Below are 17,951 nucleotides of genomic sequence, written 5' to 3' on the forward strand. Positions count from 1 at the left end.
ATTGTTCTAACCGCTAGTATCCGCGACATGTGTTGAACAAGTGACGTTAACTTTGGATTTAACCGCACTTGTGAACAACCAACCGAATCATGGTCCCTCTGACCTGTGGCCGTACAGCGAACGCCCTACACAATAATGATTTACTGGCGGCCACCTACTTTCCTCATACTATCAATCACTCAACATCTTCACGATTTTTTGCGGTTAAGCGCGGAGCCTGAAGCACCAATGCACTCATCATTCGTACTTGTGCTGCCAGCTCGTCACTCCAGTTCGGCCAAACTCGCGCGATATAAGGATTATTACCTTCACCAGCAGCCATAAAGCTGTCATTAAATGTTTCCGCCATTTTTTTCAGCGACTTCTCTTCATCGTCTACCCAATTACCACGGCTAAAACCCGCTTCAACACACGCTAAGGCGGTTTTAGGGAAATAGCACAACGGCTGCGTCATACCCTGATAGAACAGACGGATCAATTCAGCTAACAGTGAATTAGCATATGTCGAATCATTGACGGCTGGGTAAACCAGATGAACCACGCCCTCTTTACGATCGTAGCCAATCATGTGAGTGGGCTTATTAATACCCATCGCTGACATTGAGAGGTGATCAATCCACGCGGCGAGGTAGTCTTGAGCACGAATGCTTCCGCTACGGTAGCGGATCAATCCAGATTGATAGTGTTGGGTCAGCCAGCCAGTAAGGTTGACGAGTTTATCCTCTCCCAGCACATCGAAGCTGAGTTTAATTTCCAAATCCTCATGTTCAGCACCACATAAGAAAGTTAATTTCTCGACCAATTCTTCAGCCTGAACGCGATTGGTTTCAAATTCAATATCACCGAACGCACCTACTGGCAGCTTGCCTTGAGCACGTTGTTGTTCAACAAAGCGTTTTATAACGGTTTGTGAATCTTGTTCACCTGCCAGTCGGTGCTTCAGCAAACTATCGAGCAGACCATCACGCATCTGATAGCTTTGCAGACCATTCAGTACGAAAGGCTCGTCATCTTCCATAACAGGCAGTGGCGGTTCAAATATTACTTTCAAACGGCGATTGAAAAAATACTGAACAGGTAAACGCCAAAAACGCTGCAACTCAACCAAATCCAATTCCAACGGATAAGTGGCATCGAGCAGATAATCCTCAAGCTGACGGTTAAACTCACCACCGCTTTGACCTTGTCTATTTGCAGCGGGCAGCCACTCTTTGGCATAGCTTGGCTGTTGACCGACAAATGCACTGGCACTAAATGGCACCATAGAATGGCGATGAATCAACCGACGAAGTAACCCATCTCCAGACGCATCACTAGGTAACGACTCATCGCCCTCCAAGCAATAGTTTTGTTGGCAATATTCCGTTAACTCAGACACCAATACCGACGGGACGCGCTCAGTATTGTCCTGAATCGAACGGCCAACGTAGCTAATGTAAAGCGTTTGCTGCGCTGAAAGTATTGCTTCAAGGAACAAATAGCGGTCATCGTCACGACGAGAACGATCGCCTGGTTTGGTTCGACCATTCATTAGATCGAAACCTTCTGCGGGCATTGAACGAGGATAAACACCATCATTCATCCCCAACAAACAGACAACCTTAAATGGAATTGAGCGCATCGGCATCAAGGTACAAAAATTGACTTGTCCAGCTAAGAAGCGCTGACTGACTCTCGTTCCTGCGAGTTTATTGTGTAGATACTGAGCCACGATCGCTGGCGCTAAGGTTTGCTCAAAGGCGGCATCAGTAAGTTGCTCTTTAAGATTGGCCAAAGTATCTCGAATCGATTTCAATGCTGCCTCACCTTCCAACTCGACCAAGAAAAAATCATCGAGCAATAAGGTGAGGACTTCACGCCAGCGATCAATTGACTGGGTGAGTTGCAGTTGTTGGCGATAATCGCTGATGGTTTCAATAAAGTGCGCCAGCTTACCCGCTAGCTCGGCCCCCATGCCCTGAACTTCATTATAAGGGGCGATCGTTCCTGATTGAGATTCAAACAAACCAGCGCTATTTGGCATCGCGTAACCAAGTAACATACGCTCAATGCCGAATTGCCATGTATTTTGTTCGGTTGCCGGCAATTCAAATTCCTCACTCGTTGAGGCGTTCAATCCCCAACGAACACCTGATTCCTCAACCCACTGCTTAGCTAAAATAAACTCATCTTCGCTTAATTCAAATCGTGATAGTACTGCTGGAGTTTCGAGTAATTCCAACAGCTCTGACGCCAAACAACGAGTATTCGGTAAGTTAACCAACTGCATAAAGGCATTAAGGATTGGACTTTCTTGATCTGCGGTTCGGTCGGATATTGAGTAAGGAATAAATCGTTCGCCCGGCGCATTCCCAAATACCGCCTGTATCGCAGGGCTATAGGCATTAATGTCCGACACCATAACAATAATATCGCGTGGTTTGAGGGCCGGATCCGAATCGAACATCGCTAATAGCTGGTCATGAAGCACTTCTACCTCACGCATCGGGCTATGACAAGCATGCAAGGTCAGCGACTTATCTTCCAAAACGATGACTTGCTTGTGTGTACTGGTCTCTAGTTGCTGGTCATTCTGGTGTTCTTCCAGATTGAGAATATCCGCTTGTAGATGGTGAAGTAGGCTATCTCGTTCGATATCAACAAAAGCTTCGATCTCGTTCGATTCAAGCTGTGACAACAAATACATGTTATCGCGCCCCAACTTACCCATAGAAGCCAACAGGCTATTGCCAACCGCGTCGGTATGCAGTTCGTCGATGACGTTCTCTTCTAGACCGCCTTTTAACTGTTCGCTTTCGCCATGCTGTTCGGAGTGATTCTGATTCCATACCACATGCTTACGATGCTTAGCCGCTAAACGAGCAAGGAATTTTCTATCTCGCACTTCTCCCCAATAGTAACGACAAGGATTGGTAAACATCAGATGAACGTCGATATGCTCACCAATAGCTTTTAACGCATCCATATAGCGCGGAGGCAAAGAAGTGATACCAAACACAAATAAGCGTTTTGGCAGATGATCAAAACTCGCCTGGCTGCTCTCTAAGGTATCAATAAAGTGCTCATAAAGATTGGCACGATGGTAAGGTGACTGACCAAGAGCGACCGTATGATCATAAAGTGCCTGCCATAGGATAGGCTGCCACGGATGTTCGTCCTCGAGTTCAAACACCGTCTGCCCAGCCTCCCAAGCGGCTATCCATTCTGGACGATAGACGAGATAGCCATCAAAAATATCGGCTATTTTTTCAGACAACTGATAGAGCTTAGATTTGTCATCATCTTGCTCTAAATAGTGTTTGAGTGGTTCAAACTCCTCGCGCCCGAGTAACTCAGGCAAAATCAGCATCAATTTCCAAGTCATTGACTCTTTGTTAAATGCGCTGCGTTTGGGTACGTCAGGTAGAACCTGAGTAAACATATTCCAAATAAAAGTAGCTGGCAGAGGGAACTCGATGTTCGCTGCCACTCCAAACTCCTTGGCTAGCTCCATCTTTAGCCACTGAGACATCCCCGGGCTCTGAACTAAGATCTGCTCTTGCTCAAATGGGTTTGACAAAGGGTTAAGCCGTACAAGCTCGACAAGTAAGGATTTTAATATATCCACTTGATTGGAATGGTAGACAGTAAACAAAACACACTCACACTATTAATGCCGCAACTAGGGTGAGACTAGCACATGCAGCTAAATTTCGAGAGTGTTATAAGCGTATGATTTGGCTCGAATCAAAATACCCGCTCAAGCCTTAGACAGACAAGAGCGGGTAGGAGGGAGAAATTATCAACCCATTGTTAGAGAGCTAATTATTGAGCGATGAGATCTTTGTAAGCGATCGTTTTGCCTTGTGGCTTTTCATTGGCCAGCTTGGCTTTAGGCGCACCAGGTTGCGACAACCAGTACTGTGGATCTTTCTTCTCATTCAGTTTCGGACCACACTCACCTTGTGCACCACTACGCTCTAGACGCTGTAGTACACGGTCTTGTGCTTGCGCTAGACCATCCAATGCTTCCTGAGGCGTTTTCTCGCCACTTGCCGCTTCAGAAACGTATTGCCACCATAGCTGTGCTAGCTTCGGATAGTCAGGAACGTTGGTTCCCGTTGGCGTCCACTGCTTACGTGCATCACTGCGGTAAAACTCAACCAAACCGCCGAGTTTCGGCGCAACTTCTGTCATAGCATCAGAGTTGATGTCTGATTCACGAATTGGAGTCAAACCAACCAGCGTTTTCTTCAAACTCACTGATTTCGATACCACAAACTGAGCGTATAACCACGCTGCCTGACGGCGGTCAAGTGGTGTGCTGTTTAGGAATGTCCAAGAACCTGCATCCTGATAACCCAGCTTCATGCCTTCTTCCCAGTAAGGACCACGTGGAGAAGGTGCCATACGCCATTTTGGCGTACCATCTTCATTCACGACCGGTAGTCCAGGTTTGGTCATGTCAGCAGTAAAAGCGGTGTACCAGAAGATTTGCTGAGCAATGGAACCTTGCGCCGGAACTGGACCTGCTTCACCAAACGTCATGCCCTGAGCTTCTGGTGGCGCGTACTGCTTGAGCCAGTCTACGTATTTAGTTGTCGCATACACTGCGGCTGGGCCATTGGTTGCACCGCCACGAGCGACATCTGAACCGACTGGTTTACAGCCTTCAATACGAATGCCCCACTCGTCAACCGGTAAACCATTTGGAATACCCTTATCGCCAGCACCAGCCATTGAGAACCATGAGTCAGTGAAACGCCAACCTAGAGAAGGATCTTTCTTACCGTAATCCATGTGTCCGTACACAGGCTCACCATCGATAGTCTTCACTTTATCGGTGAAGAACTCTGCAATATCTTCATACGCAGACCAGTTCAATGGAACACCGAGTTCATAGCCGTACTCTTTTTTAAACTTGGCTTTTAGATCTTCGCGCTCAAACCAGTCCGCACGGAACCAGTATAAGTTCGCAAACTGCTGATCAGGAAGTTGATACAATTTACCGTCAGGCCCCGTTGTGAAATCCAAACCAATAAAATCAGGCAAATCCAAATATGGGTTAGTAACGCTTTTTCCTTCACCAGCAATGAAGTCTGAAATAGGTACAACTTTTCCGTAACGAACGTGAGTACCAATTAAGTCGGAATCGTTAATGTAGCCATCATAGATGTTACGGCCAGTCTGCATCTGAGTTTGTAGTTTCTCAACGACGTCACCTTCTTGAATTAGGTCATGATTCACCTTAATTCCGGTAATTTCATAAAATGCTTTCGCCAAAACTTTCGCTTCATACTCGTGCGTTGTGATGGTTTCAGAGGCAACATTAATTTCCATACCTTGGAAAGGCTTAGCAGCATCAATGAACCACTGCATCTCTTGCGTTTGTTCCTCTTTCGACAGCGTCGAAGGAGTAAACTCTTCACTCATCCACTTTTTCGCTGCTGCTATATCAGCCAATGCAGCAGGAGAGATTGCAGCAAGCGCAAATGTCAGCGCCAAACTACGTGCAAGGTAAGACTTTTTGATATCCTTTTTCATTCTTGTGTAACTCCAGTTATGAGTATTCTGTCTCTTACGTTATTGATTACGCTCATGACCCTATGACTATGGCTTACTGTCAGCTTGGTCAGGAACACATGTCAGTCAGTTGTTGTTATCCCCATTTCAAAACCGTACCCAGCCAAACTACGCAGATCGTAAATGGCACCCAAATTGTCAGTTCAGTAAACCCAATAAATCCCAAGTGGATAAAAGCGGAGCTTAATAAACCGATAAACAGCCGATCACCACGAGTGGTTGTGATCGGAAGGAATCCTTTGCGCTCAATACATGGTGTACGAATTTCTCGAACCGTCATCGTGAGCAAGATCAGAGCTATTCCTAGGAAGAACAGTGCTGAAGGTGTAGTCCATGCCATCCAAGCCATAATGTTTCTCCTTATACTCGACCTAACGCGAAGCCTTTCGCGACATGATTTCTAACGAACCAGATAACCAAAATACCCGGTAAGATGGTCAGTACCCCAGCCGCAGCCAACACACCCCAGTCAATACCCGACGCGCTGACGGTTCGAGTCATAACAGCTGAAATTGGCTTGGCCTCTACGGATGTCAGCGTACGAGCAAGCAACAGCTCGACCCAACTGAACATGAAGCAGAAAAAAGCCGAGACCCCAATCCCCGAACGGATCATCGGCAAAAAGATTTTGATGAAGAACTTAGGAAAGCTGTAACCATCAATGTAAGCGGTCTCATCGATTTCGCGGGGAACACTCGACATAAAACCTTCCAGAATCCATACCGCGAGAGGCACATTGAACAGACAGTGCGCCAATGCGACCGCGATATGGGTGTCAAACAAACCAACCGAAGAGTAAAGCTGGAAGAATGGCAGCAAGAACACGGCTGGTGGTGCCATACGGTTGGTTAACAGCCAGAAGAACAGGTGCTTATCACCGACGAACTTAAAACGAGAGAACGCATAAGCAGCAGGCAACGCAACCGTTAAGGTAATAACCATATTCATCACTACATAGATGATCGAGTTGACGTACCCCATATACCAACTAGAGTCGGAGAAAATGGTCTGATAGTTCTTAAACGTCCAGTTCTCAGGAAAGAAGCTCAGGCTTCCTAATATCTCTTGGTTTTCTTTAAAAGACATGTTGAGCAGCCAGTAAATTGGCAGCATCAAACAGATGATGTAGAACGCTAGCCCGACGATCTGTGTGTATCGGGTATATGTTGATTTTGTCATCGCCATTGTTGTTTCCTTACTTGCTTTCACCGTGCGTCATTGCGGTGTAGAACACCCAGCTCACCAATAGGATGATCAGGAAGTAGATGATCGAGAATGCCGCAGCCGGACCAATATCAAACTGACCAATCGCCATTTTGGTGAGTGTCTGACTGAGGAATGTGGTTGAGTTACCAGGGCCACCGCCAGTTAAAACAAACGGTTCGGTGTAAATCATGAAGCTGTCCATAAATCGGATCAGAATGCCGATCAGAAGAACGCTCTTTAACTTAGGTAGCTGAATGTAACGGATGATTGACCATGTCGATGCTCGGTCGATATTCGCAGCTTGATAGTACGCATCCGGAATCGCGCGCAGCCCCGAATAACACAGGAGTGCTATCAATGAAGTCCAGTGCCAGACATCCATCAGAATCACGGTTAACCACGCATCAATTGGATTGCCTGCGTAGTTGTAATCCACCCCCATACCATTGAGAGCCCAACCAAACAGACCGATGTCTGCACGACCAAAGATCTGCCAAATGGTCCCTACCACGTTAAGCGGGATCAGCAGAGGAATGGCCAGTACAATTAGGCAAAAAGCAGACCAGCGACCTTTGGTTGGCATGGTCAAAGCAACGATGATACCTAGCGGTACTTCGATGAGCAGAATGGTAAAAGTGAATCCAAACTGGCGCACAAGTGCACCGTGCAACCTTTCATCATTGAGAATCTCACGATACCACTCCGTGCCGACGAAATAAGCCGTATTGGCGTCAAAGATATCTTGTAGCGAGTAGTTCACTACGGTCATAAGAGGAACAATGGCACTGAAAGCCACCAGCGCAAACACTGGCAGGACAAGAAACCATGCTTTATTGTTTGAAACCTTATCCATTACTCTTCCCCTACATTGACTAAAAATTCATCGACATACAGCATGGTCCATTGCTCTGGGAAGCTGATATAAGCGTGTTTATCAGGCACCGGCTGATCTTCTTGTAAGCGTGCTTTGATCTGCTTAGAGCCCAATTGCAAGGTGACGATTTTGTAGGTACCAAGGTCTTCGACATGGAGCACTTCACAGCTCAACGCCGACTCATTACCTTTCTCCCATACGTGGACAAACTCAGGTCGAATGCCGATTTTGATGTTATCGCTCCCTGCCTGAGAGATGGCGTGGCGGTAAGATTCAGATAGTGGCACTTCTACATCATCAAACCGAACGCCATTTTCCGTTGGAGTGACTTCCATTAAGTTCATCCCCGGGCTACCAATGAAGTAACCAACGAAGGTGTGATTTGGTCGTTCAAACAACTCACGCGGCGTTCCAAACTGAACAATCTGACCGTTGTACATCACGGCAATTTCATCAGCGAAAGTGGACGCCTCAAGTTGGTCATGAGTCACGTAGACCATAGTGATATTGAACTGCTGATGAATCTGTTTGAGCTTGCGGCGCAGCTTCCATTTCAGTTGTGGATCGATAACCGTTAACGGTTCATCAAACAGAATCGCCGAAACATCATCTCGAACTAAACCACGCCCCATAGAGACTTTCTGTTTTTCATCCGCCGTGAGATGCTGGGCTTTTTTAGACAACACATTAGTCAGCTCCAGAATCTCTGCGATTTCAGTCACCTTGGAATGTATTTTGGCTTTATGAACCTTCATATTGCGCAGTGGGAATGCAAGGTTGTCGTACACCGTCATGGTGTCGTAAATCACCGGAAACTGAAAAACCTGAGCAATATTGCGATCTTGAGGACGAAGTTCATTCACCCTCACATCATCAAACATCACATCCCCTTGAGATGGGCTCATTAAGCCAGAAATGATGTTGAGCAAAGTGGATTTACCACAACCAGAAGGCCCTAGTAACGCGTATGCTCCTCCTTGTTTCCAAACATGGTTCATCTCTTTGATGGCATAAGTCGAAGAAGACGTGGGCTTCTTATCATAGGTGTGAGCCAGTGAATTAAGTGTAATTTGAACCATGAACGCTATCCCCTAACATCACGAATCGGGGCATGGATGAGATTGTTATCCATACCGAAGACATAAAATTTGTGGATTGGAATGTAGATTTTGATCATCTCATCAACGTCGTAGCTATGAACGCCCGGTAAATGCAGCACCATATCGAGATGAGCGTTGCGCACATGAAGGAAGGTTTCAGAGCCACTGATTTCCGCCACTTCAACCTGAACGGTGAGCTCAACATCATCATCATTTTTAGGCAGTAAGCTCAGATGACTTGGCCGAATCCCAAACTGGTAATGACCCATTTCCAATTTACTTAGTGACTGATTTAACGGGAAATGTGCACTTTGATCGAACGTCACTTCGTTCGAGGTTATTTCCCCAGAAATAAGATTGATCGGCGGTTCACTAAATAGGGTCGCGGAGTCCACATTGTCTGGGTGATGGTAAACAGAAGCGGTTGGACCAGACTGAATCACTTTTCCTTCATGAAGAATGGTCGTCGTACCTCCTAGTGCAAGTGCCTCGTTCGGTTCGGTCGTCGCGTAGATAGCAATCGTATGTCTGGTCTGAAATAGCTCGCGCATCTCCTGACGTAACTCTTCACGCAATTTGTAGTCAAGATTCACTAATGGCTCATCGAACAGAATGATCTCTGCATCTTTTACCAAAGCTCTTGCCATAGCCGTACGCTGTTGCTGACCACCTGATAGCTCTAGTGGGTACTTGTTTAAGTGTTCAGTTATGCGCAACATTTCTGCTGTCGCATAAACGCGTTCCTGAATCTCTTTGTCTGCCATCCCTGCAAGTCTTAGAGGCGAAGCCACGTTCTCAAACACAGTCAGGTTGGGATAATTAATAAACTGTTGGTAAACCATTGAGATGTTACGGTCGCGTACCGACACGCCCGTCACATCAATACCATTGACTAAAATCTTCCCAGAAGTCGGACGATCCAGCCCTGCAATGAGCCTCATTAAAGAGGTCTTACCCGCTAACGTACGTCCGAGCAACACGTTAAACGAGCCCGGCTCAAAAGTGAGGTTGACATCAGAGATATGCATATCTCCGTCAACATATTTGCTTACCTGCTCAAGTGTTAATGACACTAAAAACTCCTTACCATTCGAACAACAATCTTTTTCGATATTGCTCACTACAGCGAGAGTCGTGCCAACTTACACAAATAAGCAACAAAAAACTCACATATCGTCTTACAGCCCTTTAAACATAAAGATATTTTGATGAACAAGTCAGTAAGGCACTTGGTTTATTAGCAATTTCGCATATGAGACCCCTGTAACATTTGTTAATAAAATGTGTTCAGTTGATGTTCAATGTGTTCATGAAAGTGATATGTTAGATGAGCGTTTGTGAACATTAACGTTCACATACGAACAATTAGAATAATGACTTAATTCAGGCCAATTTAACGCTGCAAGTGGTCAAGACTATGGACAAAACACATCTATCTATGATTGAGCGATCCTGGCAAAGGTGCCGGGAAGCGGGGCTCGTTCACAATAGTCATCCAATAATTGAAATGGAGACCGGTCAGGCCTTTAGCCATACCCTTGAAGAGCATTCAGGGCTATTAACCACTACCCAGCAAAAGGTCCTGCCCTTCTATGACAGCTTACTCGCCAACAGCAACTGCCTGATCACACTAGCGAACACCAATGGACAGGTGTTGAACAGTTGGGGTGAACAGCGTTTCTTCTCGCAACGGCAGCCTCAAGTCTTTCAGAATGGTGTTAACTGGCAGGAAAACCTGATTGGCACCAACGCAATTGGTACAGCACTAGAGACAGGTTCCATTGTTCAAGTGTTTCACGATGAGCACTTCTTAACGTCTAACCGCTTTATGACGGGCTCCGCTGCCCCATTATTTGATGCAGACAGAAAAATGGCCGGAGTGCTCTCGATATCCAGTGACGCCTACATGCCAACCGCGCACACTCTAGGTATGGTAAAGCTGATGTCACAGGCGATTGAAAATCAACTAATTGCGTCCAAGTTTCAAGCAGAACACTATCTTTTGTGGTTTAACACTTCAGCGGAAAATATTGATAGCCAGTGGTCTTCCCTCTTGGTGTTCAATGAACAAGGTGTGATCATTTCTGCCAACCGTCGAGCCGAAGTGGTCTTAGGGCAAGATCTGGCACTTCAGCGTTTAGATCAGATCTTTGATATAAGGCTGGAGCAGTTACTATCCCACCCGCCTTTTAATCCAGCAGCAATCACAACCCACTCTCGCTTTAGCTTTTTTGGCATTATTACACCGCCTAAAGTGCCTAAAGGACGTCAACTCGATTATCGTAAATCGGCTGCCAAAAGCGATCTCAAAAACGCCAAAGCACCTCTTGACTTAGAGCGACTCAATATGGGCGATCCAAGGCTGGCGAAAGCCATCGCTCAATCGAGCCGTATTCTCAATACCGACATCCCTATCTTGATTCATGGCGAAACGGGCGTCGGCAAAGAAGTATTCGTCAATGCGCTTCACTTATCCAGCGAACGTAAACATGCTCCGATGATTGCAGTCAACTGTGCCGCAATTCCTGCCGAGTTAGTCGAATCAGAACTGTTTGGCTATGACAAAGGCGCCTTCACGGGAGCGAACAATAAGGGCTATATAGGCCTGATCCGCAAAGCCGATAAAGGGACACTGTTTTTAGATGAGTTGGGCGATATGCCTATGAATGTTCAGGCGCGCCTGTTGCGTGTTCTTCAAGAGCGTAAGGTAACACCTCTTGGTTCTACGACCTCTTATCCTGTCGACTTCAAACTGGTCTCTGCCACTAACCGCAACCTCAAACAAGATGTAGAAAGAGGCACCTTCCGACAAGATCTCTACTACCGAGTCACCGGATTGAACCTCTCATTACCTTCACTAAGAGAGCGAACAGACAAAGAAGCCCTAGTGAAGTTTTTACTGGCTAAATACGCCCTAGATGGTGAGACACCTAACATCAGTCTCGAAGTGTTGTCGATGTTCAAATCCCACCCTTGGCCAGGAAATATTCGCCAGATGGTTAGTGTCATTCAGATTGCGCTGGCGATGGCTGGCGATGAAACCATTAGCGTAGAACATCTTCCTGATGATTTCTTACAAGATTTGCAACCGTCTCAGCCCGAAGTATTTTCTCCACCAGACCATCACATCGCTCTGCCTTCTAGTCGCAGCCAAGAAACCATAATCAGCGAAGATTGGATGGCGATTTATGAACAAAACGGTCGCAATGTCTCTGCGACCGCTAAGGATTTGAACATTAGCCGCAATACTTTGTATAAGCGGCTAAGAGAGCAAGGAGTACGTTAATCAGTGGGAGACCAAACCTAATGCGTGACTCACTGGTTTGTAGAAAGCGAGGTATCTTAGTGCAACGTAACCAACGACAACTGTTGCAACCACTAGCTCTAAACCCGCAAGCCAGTGAATTTGGGCAACATACTCACTGGCGATACCGACGCTCTCCATCCACACACTGAGTTTAAATAGAGCGGTAGAACCAATCACCATTGGGAAGGTGAACGCGGCATAACCTGGACTAAATGGCAGTCTAAGTAGTTTGATAAATGCCAGATAGATAATCGCTGTCATCAAGACTGCAATACCAAACAAAAGACCAATGATAACGGGTGATGGCTCAGCCGTGACCGTCAAGTAACCCGCAAGTGAAAGGCTGGCAGGTGCTGCCATAATCGCCATGGTTGGTTTCGCAGCATCAGGAATTTCATGCGTGAACATCAAGCGATAGATCATTAGAGGTAGCATAATCGCATATGCCAACATACCAAAGATAAGCGCACCCATAGCAATTTGAGTCAATGCTGGATTGCCCGAAAAAGAGACATCAGCAACGATGATTCCCACGGGTGGAACGAACCAGCTTGGTACCATATGGTGAAGCTCGAAATCCTGCATGCGATGGTAAGCAAAGCTGGTAAGAAACACGATATGTAGTCCTACTGCAAATAGCCATAACATGTCGCCCGCTAGTGGAATAAAATGCCCCAAAGAGTTCGATACCACCATAGTCGCCATCGCGAAGGTAGGTACCACACTGCCCACAACTGGGTGAGCAAGGTCTTCACGTAATAGGTGGCGATGAAACAAGAATTTTACCGCGAGGACCAACAACAATACGCTAGCAATTAAGGCTCCAGACCACTGCGCGTAACCGTTAAAAGGGACGGCATTTTCCCAACACCAACCTAAACTGGCAATCCCTAGAGCTAAGCCCGCCATAGGAGTAGGCGCACCCATCACTTTTGCTTTTGCTGCTTTAATCATTATTGCCTCACAATCTCTTTAATTCGAGGTCAGTTTACGCTTGCCAAATGTTCGAAACTATCTAATTATTTAGAACACACGTTCAGATAAACTAAACACAAAATTATGGCCGCTAACATCTCTCTGAAACAACTAAAGGTCTTCATCGCCATCACTCAGCATGACACCCTGACGGCAGCATCTGAAGCGCTGTTTTTGTCTAAAGCGGCCGTAAGCATGGCACTCTCTGAACTTGAAAAACAGATCGGTCATTCACTATTTGATCGAGTAAATAATCGACTTATCCTCAATCAAGAGGGGCAGAAACTACTGCCTTTAGCGAATGAAATCATTGAGCGTGCGCAAGATATTGAACAGCTGTTCGATAATAATCAGGCATTGTCAGGCCAATTAAGAATTGGAGCCAGTGACACCATAGGCAACCAACTTGCCCCGTATCTACTCAGCGACTTTCGCCGCGAAACCCATCACCTTGCACAAAGCCTATTTATCTCCAACTCAGCACTCATCTGTGAAAAACTGGTCGACTATGAACTCGATCTGGCACTGATTGAAGGGAAAACACTGCATCCTCAGTTAATTTCAACTCAGTTCAGCGACGATGAAATGTGCGTCATTTGTGCACCGAATATGCCTTTTGCACAGCAAGGAGTCATTACCGTTGGTGAGCTAGAGAATAGCCATTGGATCCTACGCGAGCCAGGATCCGGTTCCCGTGAGTTTTTTCTACGAGCCATCGCCCCAAGAATTGAACATTGGCAGGAATCATTCCAACTCAACACCACAGAAGCCTTGATCAATAGCGTCTCTGCTGGATTGGGATTAGGTTGCCTCTCCAAACTGGCTGCAGAGCCAGCATTAAAAGATGGTCGCGTGGTGGAACTCCAGTTACCTCTCGATATGAAGCGCCGCTTCTGGCTACTGGTTCACAAAGAAAAATACCAAAGTCCCCTGCTGAAAACCTTTATTGAGTATTGTCATCAATGGCGCAAAGACTAGCCACTTGGATCTCAGAATTGGTCAGTAACCTAGACTTAATCGGTTAAAAACTGTATAAACAGACAGTAAATATTTTCAATAATTTGAGTTAGAGGACCAACCATGGCTGTAATCGTCAAGTACGTGGTAGAACGCAACGGAGAAGAGAAAATGACTTTTACCTCTAAAGCGGAAGCTGACGCATATGACAAGATGCTCGATATGGCTGATGAGCTTTTTGAGCTATTGGGTAAAAGTGAACTGCTAGAAGATGATGGCAAGCAAGAAGACTTGGCCATGTTCCTAGCACAAAACAAAGAAGAAGTGCTCTATGCACTTGGTGCAAAGCGTAAACCAACACCAAAGCAATCAAAAAAGATTGAAGCTGTTGAAGATAGCGAAGAAGCGCAAGACGACGCAGCGTAACCAAGCAATTCCGATTTGAAACCTCAGCCTCAAGCTGGGGTTTTGTTTTTTAAGGGGAAGTAAAAACTTCCACGTTTACCCTAATATGTTGCAATGGCACTGCTAAAATGACCTTACCTTTCCAAATGAGCAACAGCCATGAAATACCATATCGAAGTCTGCATTGATAATTTAGAATCCCTCCATTACGCCATCAATGGCGGTGCTACCCGCATTGAGCTCTGCTCATCACTCGCTTTGGGTGGTCTCACGCCTAGTTTCGGCCTGATGAATAAAGCGGCTCAAATAGCCTCGATTCCGGTTTACGCTATGATTCGCCCTCGACAAGGAGACTTTGTTTACGAGCAAGATGATATTGACTCTATGTTGCTGGATATCGAAGCCGCCGCAGAAGCAGGATTACAAGGAGTGGTGCTTGGAGTCCTAACTCCTGAAGGCAAGATCGATATGCTCGCGGCTCAGCAATTAACCGACAAAGCTAAAATCTATGGACTCGGAATCACTTTCCATCGTGCTATCGACCAATGCGTTGATTGGCAACAAGCGATAGAAGACATTGTTTCACTGGGCTGTGAACGCATTCTCACCTCAGGTTTGGCAGCCAATGCCGAACTTGGAATCGACGTTTTAAAACAGATGGTAACCCTGGCTGATGGACGTATTTCCATCATGGCTGGCGCTGGGCTAAACGCAGAAAATGCTCAATCCATCGTAATGCAAACCCGAGTTAGAGAAGTCCACCTATCCGGAAAAGCGACTCGCCCTAGCAAAATGCAAACCCAGAACAATCAGACCAAAATGGGCAATCAAGATACCGATGATTACCTTATTCCCGTCACAAGTAGCGAAGCTATTGAAAAGGTAGTGAAAGCTCTCAGTTCTTAGCCATATCACTCTCATACAGATAAAACTAATGCTAACCTTTTGATAATTATGGGCGACGGTAAACTAACTAAAAAATACTACGAGAACGAACTTCAACGATTGCAAATAGAGTTAGTCAAACTGCAAGAATGGGTCAAGCAGGAAGGCCTCAAGGTCGTGGTTATCTTTGAAGGTCGAGATGCAGCAGGGAAAGGCGGTGTGATAAAACGCATCACTGAGAAACTCAATCCTAGGGTATGTAGGGTTGTCGCCCTACCGGCCCCTACAGAAAAAGAAAAAACTCAGTGGTATTTTCAACGCTACGTTGCCCATCTACCAGCAGCAGGCGAAATCACTCTGTTCGATCGAAGCTGGTACAACCGAGCGGGGGTTGAAAAGGTGATGGGGTTTTGTACTCCCGACCAGTATGAAGAGTTTCTAAGATCTTGCCCTGAGTTTGAACGCATGCTGCAACGTTCGGGCATTATTCTACTCAAATACTGGTTCTCAGTTTCCGATGAAGAACAAGAGAAACGCTTTTTAGGACGTATAAATACGCCAATCAAACGCTGGAAATTTAGTCCAATGGATCTCGAGTCTCGCAACCGATGGGCAAAGTATTCAGAAGCAAAGGATCAGATGTTCGCTTACACTGATACCAAGCAGTGCCCTTGGTGGGTCGTCCCTTCAGATGATAAGAAGCGAGCGCGACTTAATTGTATCAGCCACTTGCTTGAACAAATTGAGTATCAGGAAATTTCCTACTCGAAGATCGAGCTACCAGAACTAAACAAAGAAGGCTATATTCGAGCTCCACTTGAAGAGTAAACCTTCGTTCCCGAGAAATACTAAGGCATAGCATGGCAAAAGATCTGTTTTACAGCTTAGATTTAAACCTGTTACGAACATTTCTCGTTCTGTCGCAAGAACTGAATATGCGTAAGGCCTCCCAACGTCTGTTTGTCTCACAGCCTGCCATCAGTTGGCAAACGCAATCACTCCACATCTTGACGGGCTGGCAAAGGTGCTTTAATTAGGTCGATACGTTTTCTCTGGTGCATTGTTTCTGCGTTTGAGAGAGCAAAACACTGTTGGGGACGCACTGGTCAGCCACTTTTTCTACCGGGGTCGTTTTACACTTTTAACGCAATGCGTCGTCAATGCTTTGTTCGCCCAAGTGGCGAACATCTTTGCCTTTAACAAAGTAGATGATGTATTCACAGATATTCTGACAACGGTCCCCCACACGCTCAATCGCACGAGCAGACCACATAACCTGCAGAATATTAGGAATGTTTTTCGGGTCTTCCATCATATAGGTCATCAGCTGACGAATAACCGCTTCATATTCCGCGTCAAGTTTATCATCGAGCTTGTACACTTCCGCTGCCGCATCAACATCCATACGAGCAAAAGCGTCCAACACTTGGTGCAACATGCTAATTGCGTGGCGGCAAAGAGGTTCTAGTGAGACATGGAACTGACGTTCTTTCGTCGTTGGCGATTTAATTGCTGCATGCGCAATTTTGGCCGCTACGTCACCGATACGTTCGAGATCAGTAATGGTTTTGATGATCGCCATAACAAGACGCAAATCTTTCGCGGTTGGCTGGCGCTTAGCAATGATGCGAGTACAAGCTTCATCAATCGACACTTCCATCGCATTCACTTTGTGATCATCTCGAACCACTTGTTTAGCCAGTTCGATGTCATCCTTATACAGAGCCTTCATCGCGTAAGAGAGCTGCTGCTCAACCAAGCCGCCCATGGTTAACACATGAGTTCGGATCGATTCTAACTCGACATTAAACTGACCTGAAATATGACGTCCAAAATTCATAGAATCTCCGTTAAAACTGCTTAACCATATCGACCAGTAATGTAGTCTTCGGTCTGTTTTTTCAATGGTGAAGTGAAGATAGAATCCGTATCAGAATACTCAATCAATTTCCCCATATGAATAAATGCGGTGTGATCACTCACTCGTGCGGCTTGTTGCATGTTATGTGTGACGATTACAACGGTATATTGAGTTTTCAGCTCGTTAATCAACTCTTCTATCGTCAATGTAGAGATGGGATCGAGCGCCGATGTCGGCTCATCAAGTAGCAATACTTCCGGTTCAATCGCAATCGCGCGAGCAATCACCAGTCGCTGCTGCTGACCACCAGATAGTCCAAACGCATTCTCGTGTAAACGATCTTTCACTTCATCCCAAAGCGCTGATGCTCTAAGAGCTCTTTCTACCGCATCATCAAGTGAGCGACTATTTTTAACACCTTGCAGACGCAGACCGTAAACCACATTCTCGTATATTGATTTAGGAAATGGGTTGGGTCTTTGGAAAACCATCCCTACACGGCGACGTAAGGTTGCAACGTCTACATCTGGATCATAGACGTTTTTTCCATGAAGTCTGACTTGTCCCTGCACTTGGCAGCCTTCAACCAAGTCATTCATTCGGTTTATACAGCGCAAAAGCGTGGATTTCCCACATCCTGACGGACCTATGAATGCAGTGACTTTCCCCTTAGGGATTCGCATCGAGACGCCACTCAATGCCTGCGAACTCTTGTAGAACAAGTTTAAATCCTCGATCGCAATCGCCGTTTGCTCATCGCTCAAATTGTTCACATCTAACGGCGCGTGGTAGCCGAGTGTTTGATTGACAGAAAACATG

15 protein-coding genes and 1 pseudogene are annotated in these 17,951 nt (G+C 46.0%); 6 read left to right on the forward strand and 10 right to left on the reverse strand.

What is annotated here, in order from left to right; genetic code table 11:
- Positions 1–175 precede the first annotated feature (175 nt).
- The 7 genes from recC to QTN94_RS01800 all read right to left on the reverse strand — a co-directional run bounded on the left by recC (position 176) and on the right by QTN94_RS01800 (position 9,815).
- Positions 176–3,634, reverse strand: a complete 3,459-nt coding sequence (recC, locus tag QTN94_RS01770; protein ID WP_331426662.1) for an exodeoxyribonuclease V subunit gamma — start codon at positions 3,632–3,634, stop codon at positions 176–178.
- A gap of 170 nt (positions 3,635–3,804) precedes the next feature.
- A complete protein-coding gene (locus QTN94_RS01775) occupies positions 3,805–5,523 on the reverse strand; it encodes an ABC transporter substrate-binding protein (RefSeq protein ID WP_138970483.1) in 1,719 nt (572 codons plus the stop codon).
- Positions 5,524–5,638: 115 nt separating this feature from the next.
- On the reverse strand, positions 5,639–5,911 hold the full coding sequence (locus QTN94_RS01780; protein WP_138970482.1) for a DUF2160 domain-containing protein: 273 nt from the start codon (positions 5,909–5,911) through the stop codon (positions 5,639–5,641).
- Positions 5,912–5,922: 11 nt separating this feature from the next.
- The gene (locus QTN94_RS01785; RefSeq protein ID WP_138970507.1) at positions 5,923–6,741 is read right to left on the reverse strand and encodes a carbohydrate ABC transporter permease; all 819 of its coding nucleotides are present in this window, start codon (positions 6,739–6,741) and stop codon (positions 5,923–5,925) included.
- 16 nt (positions 6,742–6,757) lie between these two features.
- The gene (locus QTN94_RS01790; protein ID WP_269377628.1) at positions 6,758–7,621 is read right to left on the reverse strand and encodes a carbohydrate ABC transporter permease; all 864 of its coding nucleotides are present in this window, start codon (positions 7,619–7,621) and stop codon (positions 6,758–6,760) included.
- The gene (locus QTN94_RS01795; RefSeq protein WP_138970480.1) at positions 7,621–8,721 is read right to left on the reverse strand and encodes an ABC transporter ATP-binding protein; all 1,101 of its coding nucleotides are present in this window, start codon (positions 8,719–8,721) and stop codon (positions 7,621–7,623) included. The genes QTN94_RS01790 and QTN94_RS01795 overlap by 1 nt, the downstream gene beginning before the upstream one ends.
- Before the next feature lie 5 nt (positions 8,722–8,726).
- A complete protein-coding gene (locus QTN94_RS01800; protein ID WP_331426663.1) occupies positions 8,727–9,815 on the reverse strand; it encodes an ABC transporter ATP-binding protein in 1,089 nt (362 codons plus the stop codon).
- A 344-nt stretch (positions 9,816–10,159) separates the two neighbouring features.
- On the opposite strand from QTN94_RS01800, the gene QTN94_RS01805 reads away from it, so the two are divergent.
- The gene (locus QTN94_RS01805; RefSeq protein WP_331426664.1) at positions 10,160–12,028 is read left to right on the forward strand and encodes a sigma-54-dependent Fis family transcriptional regulator; all 1,869 of its coding nucleotides are present in this window, start codon (positions 10,160–10,162) and stop codon (positions 12,026–12,028) included.
- Here the strand turns inward: QTN94_RS01805 and QTN94_RS01810 are convergent, their stop codons facing one another.
- Positions 12,029–13,003, reverse strand: a complete 975-nt coding sequence (locus QTN94_RS01810; protein WP_331426666.1) for a TDT family transporter — start codon at positions 13,001–13,003, stop codon at positions 12,029–12,031.
- Positions 13,004–13,108: 105 nt separating this feature from the next.
- Here QTN94_RS01810 and QTN94_RS01815 point away from each other — a divergent pair, with 105 nt between their 5' ends.
- The 5 genes and pseudogenes from QTN94_RS01815 to QTN94_RS01835 all read left to right on the forward strand — a co-directional run.
- Complete coding sequence (locus QTN94_RS01815) at positions 13,109–14,002, forward strand: LysR family transcriptional regulator (protein ID WP_331426667.1); 894 nt, start codon at positions 13,109–13,111, stop codon at positions 14,000–14,002.
- Between the two features lie 102 nt (positions 14,003–14,104).
- Positions 14,105–14,407 (forward strand): YebG family protein, encoded by a 303-nt coding sequence (locus tag QTN94_RS01820; protein WP_331426669.1) that lies wholly within the window; start codon positions 14,105–14,107, stop codon positions 14,405–14,407.
- A gap of 138 nt (positions 14,408–14,545) precedes the next feature.
- Complete coding sequence (locus QTN94_RS01825) at positions 14,546–15,292, forward strand: copper homeostasis protein CutC (protein WP_331416520.1); 747 nt, start codon at positions 14,546–14,548, stop codon at positions 15,290–15,292.
- A 48-nt stretch (positions 15,293–15,340) separates the two neighbouring features.
- The gene (gene ppk2, locus QTN94_RS01830; RefSeq protein WP_331426671.1) at positions 15,341–16,099 is read left to right on the forward strand and encodes a polyphosphate kinase 2; all 759 of its coding nucleotides are present in this window, start codon (positions 15,341–15,343) and stop codon (positions 16,097–16,099) included.
- Between the two features lie 32 nt (positions 16,100–16,131).
- Positions 16,132–16,272: pseudogene (locus QTN94_RS01835) on the forward strand (LysR family transcriptional regulator); the annotation flags it as partial.
- A 140-nt stretch (positions 16,273–16,412) separates the two neighbouring features.
- Here QTN94_RS01835 and phoU read toward each other — a convergent pair.
- Both phoU and pstB read right to left on the reverse strand, forming a co-directional pair.
- The gene (phoU, locus tag QTN94_RS01840; RefSeq protein ID WP_138970472.1) at positions 16,413–17,111 is read right to left on the reverse strand and encodes a phosphate signaling complex protein PhoU; all 699 of its coding nucleotides are present in this window, start codon (positions 17,109–17,111) and stop codon (positions 16,413–16,415) included.
- 20 nt (positions 17,112–17,131) lie between these two features.
- A complete protein-coding gene (pstB, locus tag QTN94_RS01845) occupies positions 17,132–17,950 on the reverse strand; it encodes a phosphate ABC transporter ATP-binding protein PstB (RefSeq protein WP_138970471.1) in 819 nt (272 codons plus the stop codon).
- Position 17,951 lies beyond the last annotated feature (1 nt).

It is taken from the genome of Vibrio sp. M250220 (genome assembly GCF_036533795.1).
Taxonomy (GTDB): Bacteria; Pseudomonadota; Gammaproteobacteria; order Enterobacterales; family Vibrionaceae; genus Vibrio.

Excerpts from the sequence above, each read along its gene's own strand:
- QTN94_RS01775 (WP_138970483.1), bottom strand. The coding sequence starts at position 5,523 with ATGAAAAAGGATATCAAAAAGTCTTACCTTGCACGTAGTTTGGCGCTG.
- QTN94_RS01780 (WP_138970482.1), bottom strand. The coding sequence starts at position 5,911 with ATGGCTTGGATGGCATGGACTACACCTTCAGCACTGTTCTTCCTAGGA.
- QTN94_RS01785 (WP_138970507.1), bottom strand. The coding sequence starts at position 6,741 with ATGACAAAATCAACATATACCCGATACACACAGATCGTCGGGCTAGCG.
- QTN94_RS01790 (WP_269377628.1), bottom strand. The coding sequence starts at position 7,621 with ATGGATAAGGTTTCAAACAATAAAGCATGGTTTCTTGTCCTGCCAGTG.
- QTN94_RS01795 (WP_138970480.1), bottom strand. The coding sequence starts at position 8,721 with ATGGTTCAAATTACACTTAATTCACTGGCTCACACCTATGATAAGAAG.
- QTN94_RS01805 (WP_331426664.1), top strand. The coding sequence starts at position 10,160 with ATGGACAAAACACATCTATCTATGATTGAGCGATCCTGGCAAAGGTGC.
- QTN94_RS01810 (WP_331426666.1), bottom strand. The coding sequence starts at position 13,003 with ATGATTAAAGCAGCAAAAGCAAAAGTGATGGGTGCGCCTACTCCTATG.
- QTN94_RS01815 (WP_331426667.1), top strand. The coding sequence starts at position 13,109 with ATGGCCGCTAACATCTCTCTGAAACAACTAAAGGTCTTCATCGCCATC.
- QTN94_RS01820 (WP_331426669.1), top strand. The coding sequence starts at position 14,105 with ATGGCTGTAATCGTCAAGTACGTGGTAGAACGCAACGGAGAAGAGAAA.
- QTN94_RS01825 (WP_331416520.1), top strand. The coding sequence starts at position 14,546 with ATGAAATACCATATCGAAGTCTGCATTGATAATTTAGAATCCCTCCAT.
- ppk2 (WP_331426671.1), top strand. The coding sequence starts at position 15,341 with ATGGGCGACGGTAAACTAACTAAAAAATACTACGAGAACGAACTTCAA.
- phoU (WP_138970472.1), bottom strand. The coding sequence starts at position 17,111 with ATGAATTTTGGACGTCATATTTCAGGTCAGTTTAATGTCGAGTTAGAA.
- pstB (WP_138970471.1), bottom strand. The coding sequence starts at position 17,950 with ATGTTTTCTGTCAATCAAACACTCGGCTACCACGCGCCGTTAGATGTG.